Here is a 17,149-nt window from a genome sequence, read left to right as displayed (position 1 = left end):
GTGAGACTTTCAATTACCCACAAGTTGAACTCTTTTAAATATTGATGCGGAATGTTCCGCCTCAAGTGTGGTACTTACACTGAGAAGAAGTCCATGGCGCAGTAAGAGCCATGAAAGCCAAACGGTTGTCTCATTGCATTGAGCAGAAGCCAGCGGCAGATTCGGCGGGAAGGGATGCGTGGATAGACAATGAGTTGATGGGATGCGTTTTTCCCGACGCTCGGCACGGCAAACGACTGCGACAACTACTGGAGCAATTATCGAGCCGAGTGGGTTCGTCCACTCCGTGGGCGTGCCAGGACTGGGCCAACACCAAGGCCGCCTATCGGTTTTTTGGGAATGATCGAGTCAGTGAAGGCAACATCCTGGCAGGTCACTTCGCTTCTACACGGGAGCGGTTCGTGGCGACAAGCGATTCTCCGGTTCTTATCCTTCACGACACGACAGAGTTTTCCTATCGCCATGAAGACTCAGCATCGATCGGAATCCTGAAGAAGATACCAGCGGGCCACAAAGGACGTGCAGGGCTTTACACCAGTTGCGGCATTCTGATGCACTCCAGCTTGGTGACTACCCGAGAAGGGTTACCGCTGGGGCTGGCGGCCATCAAATTCTGGAATAGAGACAAGTTTCACGGTGCAAATGCTCTGAAGCGCAGGATCAACCCCACACGTGTGCCGATAGAAAAGAAGGAAAGTATTCGCTGGTTGGAGAATCTGCGTCAAGCCACAGAACTGCTGGGCGATCCAAAGCGCTGTGTTCACATCGGCGATCGGGAGAGCGATATATATGAGCTGTTCTGCCTCGCACAGGAGATGAATACGCAATTCCTGGTCCGCACTTGTGTTGACCGGCTGGCCAGTGAAGGCACGACGACAGTTGTCGCTGAAATGAAAGGCTCGGATTTACGGGGCTTGCACTCGCTCCAGGTACGCAACAAGCATGGGGAAGTTTCGACCGCAGTGCTCGAACTGCGCTTCCGCCGCATGGTGGTTCGTCCCCCGATCAGCAAGCAGAAGCATTATCCGGAACTGATTCTCACCGCTATCCATGCCACCGAAACAAACATCCCAAAGGATCGCGAAAGAATCGAATGGAAACTGCTCACGAATCTGCCGGTGCGCTCCTGCCTGGATGCAATCGAGAAGTTGGAGTGGTATGCACAGCGATGGAAGATCGAGACCTTTCACAAAATCCTCAAATCCGGCTGTAGAGCCGAAGAAGCTAAACTCAGAACCGCCGAACGACTCGTGAATCTCATCGCCATCCTGACCATCCTGAGCTGGAGAATCTTCTGGATCACCATGCTCAATCGAACGCGCCACGACGCCGCGCCGACAGAGGCGTTCACGGAACTCGATCAATATCTTCTCGACGAACTCATCCCGAACAAGGGCTCACCTCCTGCAGCCCCCGCACTGGGCCACTACATCGTCAAACTCGCTCGCCTTGGAGGTTATCTCGCCCGAGCGCACGACCCGCCACCCGGCAATACCGTCATTTGGAGAGGCTTGTCGCGACTGACAGACATCGAACTGGGTATCATGATCGGAGTTCAACTTGTGGGTAATTGAAAGACTCAGAGTACGCTTACGCAGAATCCGATTCTTGATCGGTCCATCTCGTTGCTAGCAGATTCAGATGGAATCCGTGAGAACTTGCGCCCAGGCCATCGCGCTCGAATAGCACTGCGCCGCGAAGTCCTCCTGCACATGAAGCTGCTGGCATGACTGGAGGACGGAACCCCATGCACCGGTTTCGACCGCAAAAACCAGCTCGAAAACTGGCCGCAGGCTGCCCTCGTGCTCCAGAAGAAATGTTGTTGAGACATCGTCAAGAGACAGGCCTTCAATAATGGCACTCATTGGGATCTCGAGGATCGTATCCATAAGCGTGAGCAAGCCGACCAAAAACAGATCGGTTCGGTCATGCTCGATACGTTGGCCAAGCAACTCAGCAAATCGGGCTCTGACCAGTGCGGAAAGCAACAGGTCGCCGGGCCGGCCTTGTGACATCTCGAACATCCCGGAGAGACGGCACCAGCGACGTATCTCGTCGTCGCCGAGCAACCCAAGCGCTTGGGACACGGAGCGGATCTCACATCGAATTCCAACTCCAGCGGAATTAACGAAGCGCATGAATCTGTAATAGATAGTCGCATCACTCTTGATGAGTTCCTCAATAGCGTCCCAGTGGAGTTCAGGCTGACAAACAGCCTGGAGCAGGCGCAAGTACACGGTGCGATTGATTTGAGCTGTGCGTGCTCGCATCGACTCCGGCTTCCGGAAGTGGTTGCCCTGAAAGAATTGGAAGCCAGCGTTACGGGCATATTCCGCATCTTCGCGGGTTTCGACGTTCGTAGCTATCAGACCGGAATGCTTCCAACGATGGAATCCGATAATGCTTTGAGTCTCTTCTAACCCGGTCCGCTGCAGGTCGATGAAGATGAAGTCGGCGAGATGCGCAATCGATTCCCTTAGGTCTCCTGAGGAGTAGTCTGCTAGCGCAATTCGGTAGCCATCATTTTTGAGGTCACAACACCTTTGGAAAATGGCATCGTCTACGATGACATCTGGCTCGATTTCAGCAACAACCATTTGAGATGGAAGCAACGACAGGCCGCGCTGCAGCAAGACGTCGCGATTGCAATTGATGAACGCCAAGCGGCGGTCGCAGAGGGTGTCGAGGCTGAGGAGCGTTGACAATTCAATCGCAGCGGTCCCGGACTCGTCTGAGCTAGAAGCAGAGAAATGGCTGACGACGTCGGTCCGAAAGAGAAGTTTGTAGCCGATAACAGTCCCTTCGTTAGCGAAAATCGGCTGCCGCGTAGCGTATTTCACCGACCGGACTTCAACGTCGAGGCATTGTTCCATGACTATTTACACTCCTGCATGGGGACTATCGGCACAATGCAAGAGAAGTTAAAGCAGGTGGGTTGACTGGAATCGCCGAAGCGGCCGTCAGATCCGTAAGGCGGATCACTCCTCTCAATTCACCACAATCGCTGTGGCGTTGAGAGAAAGTCGCCGCAGCGCCTCAGTCGAAGCATCTGCAAGTTGCTTTTCAGTCGGCACCGGTCAGTGCTGCAGTCGCTGAAAACGATCTAATTTATTGATCATGCACTTGTTATCGTTTCAATGCGATGGGATGCAATAACCTGCAAGATTGTTTTTCCACTGACTACGAATCAGTAGGTCGGGAGTTCGAATCTCTCCGGGCGCACCATAAAACCATCAGCCACTCCAATCACCCAATCACATCACAGCCGAGACCGAACTTCGGCGCGGAATAGGACTGTGCACTTCTCAAGCTGCCGCCTCAGCTGCACTTCTCATGTTTCGCTGATTCGCGATCTCAGCGATTTTGATCGTGCGAGTCTTCCTCTTCAAACAATTCGTCTGCGTTGGGAAACATAGCAAAAAGAAGAGCTGCCGAGTATATTGCCGCTCTGCCGTCCGCAAACGTGATAATCACGTCGTCTCTAAACCTGGATGCCTGGATGACGCGCCAATTACGATGATCGTTCATTTGTTGATTATGGACGGTAGGGGCATCCATGATGAGTCTCCCATCCGACACAAGACGTTACTCGTGCTCATCAAATCAAAACAACAGCTGCGGGCGATAACGGCAGCTTCAAATCACCGCGCTCACCTCCTGCGTCTTTCGATCATCAGAGATGGATGTATTTGCTTTTGCCGGTTGCGCGGAATGCAAGGTGCTTTTCCTGTCCGGATACAGGCGCGCTGATGACATGAGTGGGGGAATGTTTCCAAGTTGCGGGTTAAACGATTATCTAAAACACTCCTCCAAAATGTCAGGTACCGTACATACTTTCCCATGTGCATAAGCCTATGATCCTGCCCTACGCAGCGAGATTCCCCGTACGACTGCGGTCCTCAATCTGACCCTTTTGAATCTGGTGAGCGTATAGGAGGGCTCATGTCTTTTGCTGACCGGGATGTCCAGTGCGTCAGTTGCGGTGTGATGTTTGTATTTTCTTCGGGCGAACAAGAGTTCTATCGCGAGAAGGGATTTGTCAACGAACCGAAACACTGCAGACTATGCAAGGCGAAGAGAGATTCAGCGACCAACGGCAAGAGGCTACGGCGAGTTGAAACGCCTGTGACGTGTGCAGCGTGTGGGAGCCACACAACCGTACCATTCAAGCCGACGCAGAAGAGACCAGTCCTTTGCGCGACTTGCTTCAAGCATAAAGTGGAGAGTTCCCAAAGTGTTGCTGCTGCCGGTATTGCTGCCGCGTAGTGAGGCTCTACTAACTGGGCGGTTTGCCTGACTCTTTCCTCGTCTGGATAAAACTGGTGGCATATAACTTCACTCATCGTTCGAATCGGGATGGGACTCTGGAGGCCACCTGCGTCCACTGCTTCGAAACAATTGCGAACGTGCGGGATGAGGCCGAGTTGCCGAGATTCGAGCGGGAACACACTTGCGACCCGTTCATTGTGGCGCGGTTCGAGTTCTGGAAGAAAGCTGAAGAAGCAATGGAAAACTGATTTCATTGGTGTGGCCTCGATGGCTCGTGAGGGCACATTTTTCCGAACAGGGGAGATGGAGTGATCTGGATTTACGAGTTGAAGTGTCGGGCGAGTTCGGAGAGAATTCGGAAACTGTGCAAGCGTTCACACAAGCGCCAGGTTTGCTGATTGCTGTTTTGGTTGCCGTCGAGTTTGTATCTTGTGAATATCAAATGCGACTTTATGCAATTGATGAATGTGCTTCATACCCTCATGAACATTAGCGATTTGTGATCAACGCCGGGTAGCGGGGCTTGACAGCGAAAGAAAATTGGCGCTTAATTTTCGGTGGGTCAGAAATAAACCGTTTGACCGACATTCATCTCGCGACGGTCCTCTAGCCCGCATAAAGACTTTGACCGGCACTAAAGGGCATGTCCTTTGAGAGCCGATGTTTAGACGATAGTCTGTCGTGCAAGCCTTCCGGTATTGGCACGAAGCAAGTTTGATTTGCAAGTCTTCCCAGTCATAACGCAGACACGAAAGGAGAGCAGAGTCTCTCCGGACAATGCACGTCGACTTCAGGAGGCAGCAGATGAGAGACCTCAAAAATCTCTGGAGGATATGTGTGTTTCTTCTGGGTGCGTTCGCAATTGCGAGTGCGCAGGAGAATGGAACGATCACTGGCCAGGTGACTGACCCAACAGGAGCGGCGGTACCGGGGGTCACGATCACAGTCACCCGGGCAGATACCGGCGAAGTACGCACCACCCAATCAGGCGCATCCGGTTTATATGAGATTCCCGGACTCGCCGTCGGTACATACAATCTCAAAGCAACGAAAGGCGGATTCAAGAACTATACCAAGACAGGCATCGTCATCAATGTGGCCGCGACGGTCCGCGCCGATGTGGCTTTTCAAGTGGGTTCGGCAAGCGAGTCTGTTGTGGTGAATGCCGCTGCGCTTGCGGTGCAGACGGATACCAGCGAAGTCAGTTCGCTGATCACAGGCGAGCAGGTTTTGCAACTGGCCACAAACGGCCGCAGCATGATGTCGCTGGTCACTGCGGGCACCGGGGTCACCAATACGCTGCCCGCCTTCAACGGTGTAAGCGCCCAAGGCAGCAGCGCCGAAATCAACTTCAACGGCATGCGATGGGACCACAACAATTGGTTGATTGACGGCGGCGAAGTTTATGACCGCGGCAGCGGCGGCAGGCTGGATGTAGCGGTCAGTCCGGACGCGTTGTCCGAGTTCCAGACTCTCGCCAGCAACTACACCCCTGACTACGGGATCAACTCCGGCGGCACCGTATTGATGGCTCTCAAATCCGGGACGCAAAAATTCCACGGCGCGCTGTGGGAGTTCAACCGCAACGATGCGTATAACGCCGCATATTACTTCTTCAAGCAGCAGGACGTGCCCACACCCGAACTTCGCTTGAATATTTTCGGTGGAAATGTCGGCGGCCCAATCATCAAGAACAAGACGTTCTTTTTCGTGAACGAAGAGTGGCGCAGGCTTGTCCAGGGTGCCAATCCGAGCGTTACGAATACAATTCCGGCGCAGTTTTTCCCCACCGCGGGCAGCGATTTGCAGTACGTCCCGCTCAGTGGAAATCCGCTGATTGTTCCAGCCACCGTGGACCCCGCCAAGCTCGCGATTTACCAATCGGACTCACTGGTCCCCGGACAGCCGTTTCATCTCGCTGGCAAGGGAGTTTATACCATCCCCGCCAACCTGTTTGATCCCAACGCGGTTCTGTTCATGGGCAGCGGCGCGATTCCCAAGCCGAATACTGCCAATGGCACACAGTACATCGCCTCGCCGAAACAGCCAACGGACGTTCGCGAGGACGTGGTTCGCATCGACCATAATTTTAACGACAAGTATCACTTGATGGGTCACTGGATTCACGATTCGATGGACCAGACCATTTACCCATCCATGTGGGACGGCGACAGCTATGTCACGGTCGGCGATGTATTCAACAACCCGACATGGGGAACGGTCATCAAGCTGACCCAGTCGCTTTCTCCGACGATCCTGAATGAAACATCCTTCAACGTGAACGGAAACACCATCAATATCTCGCCGGTCGGAATCTATGCACAACCCGCCGGCTGGTCTGCGGTGGGCATTTTCACTGGCAATAACGCGCTGAGCCGGATGCCCTCAATAACCTTCAGCGGCGCGCCGAACACGGAGTGGAATGTGAATTACTGGCCGTGGCGGAATTCGTATCTCAATTACCAGCCGCGCGATGATTTGTCGTGGAGCAAGGGAAACCATCAGTTCAAGTTCGGGGCCGCTTATATGCGGAACGACAAGAACCAGCAGCAGCAGGCCAATACCCAGGGCGACTACACCTTCAACCAATCGTCTTATTCCGGCGACGCCTATGCCAACTTCCTGCTGGGCTTTGCCAGCACGTACCAGCAACTGAACAAGCAGGACATCTTTCACTGGCTGAACAACACCTTTTCCTTCTATGCGCAGGACAACTGGCACGTTCGACAGAGGCTTACCCTGAATCTCGGTATCCGCTTTGATGGCCTGCCGCACGTGTATGAAAAGGACAACCGGACATCAAACTTCGTTCCGGCCGATTTCAGCGCCGCGAACGCACAAACGCCGGATCCCGTCACGGGAAGTCTGAATCCTGCCGGCCCCGGCTTCAGCCAGCCGCCCGGCGCGCCAGTTCCGTTCTATCTGAATGGCGTCAAGTTGGCAGGAGTGGATGGATTTCCGCGAGGCCTGGTGGAGAATCACTACGGGACCTGGCAGCCGCGGATCGGTTTTGCCTACAACGTCGACAAGGCCAACAAAACAGTCGTCCGCGGCGGTTATGGGTTGTTCTTCGAACGCGTGCAGGGCAACGATATCTATGGCACAGACGTGAATCCGCCGAACGCGTATCAGCCCAATGTCAGCGCGGTCTACTTTTCGGACCCGAATACCAGCAACAAAACGGGGCAAACTGCTGCGGTTCCGTTCTTCCCTGGCGGCTTTAGCAGCTTGCAATATGCCTACCCATCCCCGGGCACACAGCAATACAGCCTGGGAGTACAGCGCGAAATAGCTCGAGCTGTCGTCGCTCAGTTCCAGTATGTCGGCATGAGCGCATGGCACCAGAACGTTCAGCGGGCTATCAACACCCTGCCTATCAACGACATCCCGGACCGGGAAAGGGTCGCCGTCAACGGAGCGAACTCGAACCTCTACAGGATTTACCAGGGCTTCGGCGGGATAACGCAGGTGGAGAATACGACGAACAGCACCTACAACTCGTTCCAGGCGGGCCTGCGCATGCAGAACCGTCATGGGTTGACTCTCCAACTGTCGTATACCTATGGCCATGAGATCGACATCCAGAGCGGCGACCTGGGTTCGACAACCCAACAGGGCGCAGGCGCGACGCTCTCCGATCCGTTTAACACCAGGTACGACCGCGGCTCGGGCGTCATCGACCGGCGGAATGTATTCAACGCCAACTACATCTATAATTTCGCCTCGTTCCAGGATCGGGGTACAGCCATGCGGCTATTGCTGGGTGGCTGGACGTTCTCCGGTGTTACCGTGGCTCAAAGCGGAAACCCCGTCAACGTCACCTATTCCCCGGACACGCTGGGATTGGGTGGTGGCACGACCAATCGTCCGAACTTCGATCGGAGCAGCAGGAGCTACCCCCACAAGCAGCTCGCATGGTTCAACACTGGTGCGTATTCAGCTCCGATCGCCCCGTGGGATGGAGGAGCTAACCAGGGCTATGGCACTGCGGGCAAGGACTCCATCGTAGGTCCGGGTCTCTTCAACTGGAACCTGAGCCTGTTCAAGGAGTTTCCGTTGGCCTCGACCGAGGGTCCCCGATTCCAACTTCGGTTCGAGTCCTATAACACCTTCAACCATACGGAGTTCAACGGAATCGACACCGGATTTACCGATGGAAACTTTGGCCAGGTGACCTCCACGCAGGATCCGCGCACATGGCAGTTTGGCGGGAAGTTCCTCTTCTAGAAACTGGCCTCGATAAACGCAGTGAAGCGCATGCTTCACTGCGTTTTCTTTTGCGGACAATTGAGGACGAGTTGCGAAGCCGCGATACAGAAATGAGGGCGGAGGTTCCGCGCCAAGTGATTGACCCAGATGTCGGACCGCGCTGGGTGATTTACCGAGAGCCGGGCGCTCCGATTTTGGTCAGGAATCGCTCGACCGATTTTCTGTCGATTGCTTCTCCGGGGAGAACTCCGTAGTCAGGGACGTTGTCATAGTCGGTGAGAATGAAATTGAACCCAGCGCCATTCTCGCCCCAGCGCACGAGTTCAGAGAGCACGGAGAGTGAATTCTCAAGGCTATTGACGCGGCCGTCCTGCTTCTGAAGCATCATCTGGATGAGCGTGCCGGGCGCCCACCGCTCCTTGGTGAGCAGAAAGAGCCCGGTGGCAGAGATGTCGCCGACATGGTAGGAGTACGTGGCGCCTCCGGTCCAGTAGTACGCAACCACGCCAGGGATCGGGTACCGTTTGGCGCGGCGCTGATTGACGTCGGGAAAGAGCCAGCGGAGGAATCGAATGGTGAGCGGGTCGGACTGCTTCGGTTCGGGTGAAGCGTCTTCGACGGGCACGGGGTCCTTGGGAAGCTGAAGCGCTTTTGCAGCGCCGAGATTGGGACGAAGCCACTTGGCATCCCACTCCGCGCTTTTGTCGGGTACGATCCGCGGACCGTTGGACGCTCGGTTGCTGGCGTCAGGGACGACTGAGATGGTGAACTTGCTGCGGTCCATAGGCTCCCTTTTCTGCTCGAGTCAACTGCCGCGCACACTATTTCCGTGATGCAAATTTTTGTTACTGACACCGGAATACCACGAAGCTTGTTTCGCGTTCCATCGAAAACAGTTGCGGCGAGATGACGATGGTCCTAAGGGAAAGCTCCGGGTGTTAGACTTTCGTGCGCAATCGGGGCGCGAGAAGTGGCGGCGGGCGCCACCGGCCGGCAACCCGGCACAGCGCGGCGCGCAAAGGTTCATCGGGTCCGATCAGGTCGATCAAGGCCATGAGGTTCGTCAGGTTCACCCCGCGGGCTCGATTCCGCCGGTTTTTATGCGTTCTCGCAGTACTTCCGAATCAGCCAACGGCACTGGAGCACTTCGAATCTGTTAAAGGGTCCGTTAGAATCGCGGTTGACTTTCCCATCGGAGATGGAAGCGAGACCTATGACGAAGCGCAAGAACTGGCTTGAGAGCTTTTTAGAGCCCGATGTCACACGAGCGGAGCGGCGAACCGTGGAACAATTTGCCGCGTACCGCTGGAACGGAACCGACCTGGTGCAGGAGGCCGTCAGGGATGTGAGTCCATCTGGGGTTTACGTTGTTACGAAAGACCGATGGCAGCCCGGCACTTTGGTCACTTTGACCCTGCAAAGAGAAGGGCCGCTGGAAATGAATTCCGATCGCCGGGTCGATGTGCGCGCCAAGGTTGCACGATGCGGGAAGGACGGTGTGGGCCTGGCGTTTGTTTTTTCGAAGGATGACCCGGAAGCACGCCAATGGGAGAGTCTGAGGGAGAGCCTGATTGGAGAGGCGAAGCCGGAAGACATGTTGAGCCTGGTGCGGATGTCAGAAGCGGTTTCGTTTCTAGGTCAGATTTGTCCAGGGGGATGTGAAGAAATTGGACAATTGCTCAGGGGAAGATTGAGTAATCACAAGGTAAGGAACGCGATAGAAATTTTGCTCAAAGCTCAAAACCAACTTGCAGTCGAATCCGCACCAGAAAGGTTGCGTGTTGAACCAGGCCTGGTTGTGCGGATTCTTGAAGCCGGCTCATCTACCGACGAAAGCTGGTTAAGACACTTCTGGGGAGGCCTGCTGGCCACGTCCTGCTCTGGCGATGGAATTGGCGAATTGAGTGGCGTGCTGGTTGAATTGTTCTCGCAATTGACAACTTTTCCGGTCCGCATCCTCGTAGTTGTATGCACGAGAGCAACCAAGGTCGAGGCAGATTCAGGATTGATATTCGCAAAGCCACTGGCGTGCAACGTCCAAGAGCTTACGCAGACAACGGGTTCGCGTGGGGGGCAGATTGTACGCGACCTCCAGCGACTGTCTGACCTCGGATTGATTGAAAAGAGAGGTGCCGGTTCTCCAGTCTTGTTGACGAGCGACCAAGTCTATATCACTCCAACGTGTCTCGGCCTGCAACTGTTTGCGCACTGCAACGGACGTAAAGGGTCGCTGCGGGAGTTTTACGGTTTGGAAGCGCCGGGAATGCAAGACGGGGCACCTCAAAACCGAGAGGCTTCCAAGCCAGGCAAACCGATTCCTATTAATCGATGAGCCAGGGAAGTTCCGGTGTCCGGAGGGGGGACTTGGGCCCACGGCCTCGTGGCCTGCGCAACGCCCCACTGAGAATTGCGTGTAAGCGTACGGCAATTCCCTACCAGCGTGAGCGGTGTTGCAGAGCCGAAGATCGGCTCATTTCAGACGCAGCCTTGTTGAGCTTGGTTCGCCGTGCCCGCCGTATTTCGATCGATTTCAGAGAAGCGTGAGATTGTGCAGTTGGCGCCGAAGCCGGCGGCGAGTGGCGCCAGCCAGATCGAACTTCCTGGTCGAGCCGTGATCTAGCACCGAGTAAATTAGTTTCAAATTGCAGACGGTAGCTGTTCTCTGTGTCTATTATTGGGCAGTGTCCTTTACGAGAACAACGAAAGCACGACCAGATCACCGAGCGACAGCAAACGTAGCGACTGTGGCGGGGTGGATCATGTTCTTCCTCGCCGTGTTGGTTCTGCTGGGCCTGGCTTTCGACGTGCGAGGGCTGCAAAGCCTCATTCCCGAGGAAGCCGGTATCAAGGCCAACTCGGCCGTCGCAATGATGCTTGGGTCTCTTGCACTGTTGCGTCGTAACCATCGCATCCTAACCTTCTTTTCGATCGCGGTGTTTCTCATTGGTGCACTGACGTTAAGCGAGTATTCCCTGCACCGCAATTTCGGGATTGATGAGTTTTTCATACGCGATACAAATTACATTTTCTATCCAGGCCGGATGTCCCAATACACCAGCATTGGATACATGCTTCTCGGATTATCTCTCCTGCCAATGAACTCCCGGCATCATGTACTGCGGCAGTTTTCCCGCGTCCTTGGGATATTGACAGGTGCTCTTGGCGCCCTGGCAATCGTGAGTCACGGTTACGACACCCATGTGCCAAACCTGATTCGTCCGCACAGTAATGTTTCTGTTCCGACTGCGCTAGGTTTGCTGATCGGCGCTATCGGGGTGCAGTATGCGACCCCATCTGAGGGAATCGTTCGTCTTCTCCATGCCGATAACGCGGGGGGAGCCATGTTGCGACGACTGCTTCCCGCAGGAACGCTGCTTACATTGTTGCTTGGCTACGCCGTCAGAGATGCACAAATACACTACCGCTGGGAAAGCGGTTTCTCGCTGGCGCTTGTGGGTCTCGGGGTAGGCGCGTGTCTTATTGGCGGGATTGTGCTCACTGCGGTTGATCTGGAACGGCAAGACCTCTCACGCCGGGAAAGTGTATCTCTCTCTATGATGGCCGCAAAGGCGGCGCCGGTAATGATCTGGATGTCCGGCACCGACAAACTTTGCACCTACGTCAATAAGCCTTGGCTGGATTTCACCGGGCGATCCATGGACTCCGAACTTGGAAGCGGCTGGGCAGAAGGTGTCCACCCGGAGGATTCGCAGCGGTGTTTCGACACCTTCACGCAATCCTTTGATCGGCGAGAGGAATTCCAGATGGAGTATCGGCTACGCCGGTACGACGGGGAGTATCGATGGGTTCTCGACCTTGGAGTGCCAAGGTTTGATCAGGATGGCTCTTTTGTTGGTTTCGTTGGGATTGGGGTTGATGTGACCGACCGCAAGCGGGTGGAGCAAACACTGCGGGAGAGCGAGGCGCGGTTTCTGGATTTAGCCGAGCAGAGCCGCACCACCCACTGGGAGGTGGATCCACAGGGTCTGTTCACCTATGTCAGCCATGTGTCCCAGGCCTCCTGGGGTTATCGGCCGGAAGAAGTCGTGGGCCGGATGCATTTCTACGACATTCATCCTGAAGAAGGACGAACGGCATTCAAGGCGGACGTCTTCGCGGTCATTGAGCGGAAGCTACCGTTTCTGGACGTAATCCACGCGGTAGAAACTAAGGATGGCCGCATCTCGTGGGGCTCCGTCAACGGCATCCCCATTTTGAACGCCGATGGAACCCTGCGGTGCTATCGAGGTAGTTGCACCGACGTCACTGAGCGCAAACTGGCAGAAGACGCGCTTTCAGACATGAGCCGAAAGCTGATCGAAGCACACGAACAGGAACGTACCCGGATTGCGAGGGAATTGCATGACGACATCGTTCAACGACTTGCGTTTCTGGCGGTACAACTTGACGTGGTTCGACGGAATATTCCTGACTCAGGATCTGAGATCGGCAGGCGAATTGGCGATCTACGAAACCAAGCCACCGATATAACGACCGATGTTCAATCGTTGTCGCACGAATTGCACTCTTCGAAACTAGAATATTTAGGCATTGAGGTGGCGGCAAAGAACTTCTGCAAAGAGTTTTGTGAGCATCAGGGAGTGGAGATAGATTTTCAAAGCTATGATGTGCCCGCTGGCCTGCCATCCGACCTTTCTCTTCCCTTGTTCCGAGTGCTACAGGAAGCGCTCCGCAACGCCGCGAAGCATAGCGGGGTAAATAGCTTCGAAGTGAAACTATGGGGAAGTGGGCAAGACGTTCAGCTTACTGTCAAAGATCACGGTGCAGGTTTTGATTCAGAAGCCGCAACGAAGGGTACTGGGCTTGGGCTGACGAGCATGCAGGAGCGCCTGCGACTAGTGGGCGGAGAACTCTCAATCATCTCGCAACCGATGCGTGGCACTACCATCCACGCCCGGGTATGTCACAATTCGGGAGGATTATGGAGAAACGATTCTCGTCTAATCTCCGAACGGGGCTAAGATTCTCTTTCTGGCCGACGGCGCTGATCGGAATTGTAGTCATCAAAGCCGTGCTTTCACTCGAGGTGAAGCCGGGATCTTTTGTGCTTTCGTATAGCGGGATCAGTTATTTCCTTCTACTGTGTCTGGCAGCAATTTTCGCTATCCAAAACGGGATACAGAACACGCTGGGGAGGAGGTTGTTCTGGGCGTACCTCGCAACAGGCTACGGCCTCTGGGCACTTCACCAGTGCATTACTCTCTACTACCAGCTTGGTCTGCACATCGATGCGCCCGACAGTTCGATTGCCGATCCGGCGCTGTTTCTGCACATCGTACCGCTGATGGCCGCGGTCGCAACCACACCACATCAGAACCTATCCGACCGCAAGCCACACAGAGGCGTATTAAACTCCCTTCTCTTGTTGTTTTTCTGGAGCTTTCTTTATGGTTATATTGTCTTTCCCTACCAGTATTTGGGAAACGCCATCAGCTACGCGGTGCGTTTTGACCGTCTTTACCTAATAGAGAACGTGACGCTAGTGCTGGTTGTGGGTGCTTTCACCCTTATCGCGCTCCGCCCCTGGAAGTCTATCTATCTTCATCTAATGGGTGCGTCCACCCTGTATGCGTTAAGTTCTACCGTCGCTAACCTTGCAACTGATTCCGGAGGCTATCTCAACGGCAAGCTTTATGGCCTGGGCCTCATCGCTTCTGTTTGCTGGTTTGTTTGGATACCGCTGCACGCGCGGCAGGTAAAAGGAGAGGAGATGGCCGTGCGACCCGATAGAAGCCGAAGATCGCGAGGGTCCGCGTGGGCGATGCTGGTGGTTGTGATGGTCTCTATCCCGGCTATCTGGGAACTGTTCCAACGAAATGAACATATCGGTCTCGGCACCCTTCGCCTGCTGGTGGCAATTATCGCGATCATTTGCCTGGCGAGTGCGGCCTATATCAAGGAATACCTCGCCAGGCGTGAACTCGATTTCGATTTTGCCTTAGCTAATGACCGACTGCGCCTGGCAATGGAAGCCAGCACGTCGGTCGGATGGGACTTTGAGATCAAGAGCGGGCGCGATGTTTTGTTCGGCGACCTGCAAACAATCTTTGGAATACCCTCCGATACCTACGTAATAACCACGGAAGAATTCTTTAATTATGTGCATCCGGAAGACCGAACGAGAGTTTCGGAAGCGATCGAGGATGCAAGGCTGAACCAGAAGCTGTACGCGGCAGAATTTCGTGTGGTACAGCCGGATGGAACAGTTCGCTGGCTGGCAGCGCGCGGCAAGTTCTACTATGCAAGGAACGGTAACCCCGAGCGAATGCTTGGCGTGTCGCTGGATATCACGGAGCGCAAGCTTGCGGAAGAAGTCCTTTCAGGGATGAACCGCAGAGTGATTGAAGCCGAAGAACGAGAGCGTGACCGGATCGCGAAAGACCTTCACGAAAATGTCGGCCAGCGTCTTGCATTGTTGGCAATCGCGATCGAACAACTCAAGGACGATTTCCCCGATCCTGCTGTTGAGCTTCTCGAGCGCACGGATGCAGTATGGAGGAAAACCCTGGAGATATTGAGCGATGTGAAAGCCTCGGCGCACGAATTGTATTCTCCGAGATTGGAGTATCTCGGCATTGCCGCGGTCATGAGAACCTTCTGCGAGGAGTTCGGGGACAGGAAGGGCGTGGAGATTGACTTCAAGAGCCATGGTTTCCCTCGCCCTCTTCCATCGGACGTCTCGATTTGCCTATTCCGCGTTCTACAGGAAGCGCTGCACAACGGGGTGATGCACAGCGGGGTGAAGAAGTTCGGTGTGCAGTTGTGGGGTGATTCCGATGAGGCTCATCTTAAAGTAAGCGACTCAGGCGTTGGTTTTGACCTTAGAGCGGCAAGGTCAGGCCGAGGGCTGGGTCTGGTGAGAATAGAACAGCGGGTAAAACTTGTAAATGGGACGTCTTCGATCGATTCGCAACCCGAAGAGGGAACTACCGTTCAGGTTAACGTGCCTTTGCGTTCTGGATGCGATTCCCTGCGCGCGGCCGGCTAGATGCGCGCGAAATGCATCGCTCAGTGGGAGGAGGCGGCGGAATGTTTTGCGCAGATTCTCTCGTAGATGTGGCCCTGCTGTTCGCGTTGAAAGCTGCTCAATACATACCCGCAGAGAATATCGATGTTGCAGCCCCTGGCAATCTCGTCCCATAGTTGTTCGAGTTCGACCGCCGCATCACCCTTTCCCTGCTCCCACAAAACAGGAGCACATTCACCACAAGCCGCAATGCGAATGCGCTCCCCACTCGATGCTTTGGCGACGGTCGCGATCAGATTGCCCGCGGCTTTCATGACTAGAGCCGGGTCAGGTCGATCATTCACCATGAAACTCGAAAGCGTCTCCGCAACATCCACCGAGACATAGCGGCCCTGTTCAACAGCGGCGGCAATATCCACGCCGTTTTCCAGCAATTTCTGAAGAAGACTCTTCCGGTGTGACTCGGTGGCTATCACGACAACAGCATTCCCCGACTTCAGAGGGGCTTCAATGAAACGAGTGAAGCCAACCACAAAAGCGGCGTCATCAGAGTAGAATTCGACCTCGTGGCTGCGGCTGATCTCCATGCTTCCCGGTGCAGGTGGTGAGAGAGGCTCATTGAGGTGGCGGGGGGGTATCGAATCCGGCGCCGGAGCGAAATAGTGGCCCGATAACCCGCTGCCGACAAATTGCCTGCCTTGAAGAACCTCCGCCACAGCAGGCAGCAGTTCATTTCCGGCATGAATCTTGACCACATAGCCGAGTGCCCCCAAGGCGAGGGCTTCGTGCACCACATCGCTAGAAGATTCCTGGCTCATGAAGATTATTTTGCTTTTGGGAGACAGCTTGCGGATTCGTCGAGCCGCATCGATTCCGTTCAGCGAAGGAAGCCCGATGTCGAGCATAATCAAGTCCGGTTGGAGTTCTTCGGCTCTCTGAACGGCTTCTAATCCGTCCGCAACCTCTCCGATGATCTGGAATTCCGGTCTGGTTCTCAATGTCGAACAAATCAACCGCCGAAACGGTTCGAAATCTTCGACCACCAGAACCCGGCATGATTGCATTTCCAATTCGCTCCCTCACAGGCCTTAGACCCGACACCTTGAATCTAGTTGCTGGTTGTATTCATAATTCATCTTCTGCAAGAGATCGTTGCGCATCCGCATGGACAAGCGACAATTCTGGCCGGGGGGACGGTTGCAAGAAGAGTGATCTAATACTACACAATACTTCATCTTCAGCACGCCAATGTGCCTGTGAATATCCCTTCCGACATTACGTTTGGCACCTGACACTGGCTTTAGTCGTTAATCAACACCTGGACGCCCCTGTTTCCGAGGTGTGGCGTCTGTGGACCACTTCGCAAGGTGCAGAGGAATTCTTCGCGCAGCCGGTGAATATCCAGCTCGCAATTGGCGGACCCGATGAGATTCAATTTGACCCAAACGATGAAACGTCCGGAACCAAAGGGCTGAAGATTTTGAGCTACGAGCCCAAGAGATGATACCGCCAAAACTGGCTATCACCCCGGTGAAACGAGATAAAGATACAAAGGGGCAAAATGGAATCAGGAATCTCAGTTGTTGTCGGAAGGCCGTTCTCTCTTATAACTCTTTGATGTTGTATGGTGCCCGGAGGGGGACTTGAACCCCCACGGCCTTGCGACCTGCGGATTTTAAGTCC

Annotated in this window: 9 protein-coding genes and 1 tRNA gene; 7 read left to right on the top strand and 3 right to left on the bottom strand. The window is 54.6% G+C overall.

Going from position 1 to position 17,149, the window contains the following annotated elements; translation table 11 throughout:
- The first annotated feature begins 110 nt into the window (after window positions 1–110).
- Entirely contained in the window at window positions 111–1,574 is a 1,464-nt protein-coding gene (locus tag WA354_RS05130) for an IS4 family transposase (protein ID WP_472811934.1), read from the top strand.
- Between the two features lie 63 nt (window positions 1,575–1,637).
- Here WA354_RS05130 and WA354_RS05125 read toward each other — a convergent pair whose 3' ends face one another.
- Window positions 1,638–2,873: an EAL and HDOD domain-containing protein gene (locus WA354_RS05125; RefSeq protein ID WP_472811933.1), complete on the bottom strand. Its 1,236-nt coding sequence runs from the start codon at window positions 2,871–2,873 to the stop codon at window positions 1,638–1,640.
- Window positions 2,874–3,139: 266 nt separating this feature from the next.
- Between WA354_RS05125 and WA354_RS05120 the strand changes: the two genes are divergently transcribed.
- The 3 genes from WA354_RS05120 (at window position 3,140) to WA354_RS05110 (ending at window position 8,496) form a co-directional block, all read left to right on the top strand.
- Window positions 3,140–3,225 (top strand) — tRNA-Ser (locus WA354_RS05120).
- Window positions 3,226–3,942: 717 nt separating this feature from the next.
- Window positions 3,943–4,266, top strand: coding sequence for a zinc-ribbon domain containing protein (locus tag WA354_RS05115; protein ID WP_472811932.1), 324 nt, complete (start codon window positions 3,943–3,945; stop codon window positions 4,264–4,266).
- A gap of 807 nt (window positions 4,267–5,073) precedes the next feature.
- On the top strand, window positions 5,074–8,496 hold the full coding sequence (locus WA354_RS05110; RefSeq protein WP_472811931.1) for a TonB-dependent receptor: 3,423 nt from the start codon (window positions 5,074–5,076) through the stop codon (window positions 8,494–8,496).
- Between the two features lie 151 nt (window positions 8,497–8,647).
- Here the strand turns inward: WA354_RS05110 and WA354_RS05105 are convergent, their stop codons facing one another.
- Window positions 8,648–9,262, bottom strand: coding sequence for a PilZ domain-containing protein (locus WA354_RS05105; RefSeq protein WP_472811930.1), 615 nt, complete (start codon window positions 9,260–9,262; stop codon window positions 8,648–8,650).
- 429 nt (window positions 9,263–9,691) lie between these two features.
- Between WA354_RS05105 and WA354_RS05100 the strand changes: the two genes are divergently transcribed.
- The 3 genes from WA354_RS05100 (at window position 9,692) to WA354_RS05090 (ending at window position 15,487) form a co-directional block, all read left to right on the top strand.
- Window positions 9,692–10,810: a PilZ domain-containing protein gene (locus tag WA354_RS05100; protein ID WP_472811929.1), complete on the top strand. Its 1,119-nt coding sequence runs from the start codon at window positions 9,692–9,694 to the stop codon at window positions 10,808–10,810.
- 427 nt (window positions 10,811–11,237) lie between these two features.
- On the top strand, window positions 11,238–13,460 hold the full coding sequence (locus WA354_RS05095) for a PAS domain-containing sensor histidine kinase (protein ID WP_472811928.1): 2,223 nt from the start codon (window positions 11,238–11,240) through the stop codon (window positions 13,458–13,460).
- Window positions 13,400–15,487 carry a sensor histidine kinase gene (locus tag WA354_RS05090; RefSeq protein WP_472811927.1) on the top strand — a complete coding sequence of 696 codons (2,088 nt, stop codon included), beginning with the start codon at window positions 13,400–13,402 and terminating at the stop codon, window positions 15,485–15,487. The genes WA354_RS05095 and WA354_RS05090 overlap by 61 nt, the downstream gene beginning before the upstream one ends.
- Window positions 15,488–15,507: 20 nt before the next feature.
- On the opposite strand, the gene WA354_RS05085 is transcribed toward WA354_RS05090, so the two are convergent.
- On the bottom strand, window positions 15,508–16,530 hold the full coding sequence (locus WA354_RS05085; protein ID WP_472811926.1) for a response regulator: 1,023 nt from the start codon (window positions 16,528–16,530) through the stop codon (window positions 15,508–15,510).
- Window positions 16,531–17,149 lie beyond the last annotated feature (619 nt).

Origin of the sequence: Occallatibacter sp. (assembly GCF_049802275.1) — a bacterium.
Classification (GTDB): Bacteria; Acidobacteriota; Terriglobia; order Terriglobales; family Acidobacteriaceae; genus Telmatobacter.
Note: the sequence above shows the minus strand (reverse complement) of the source record. Positions and strands in the feature narration are given on the sequence as shown.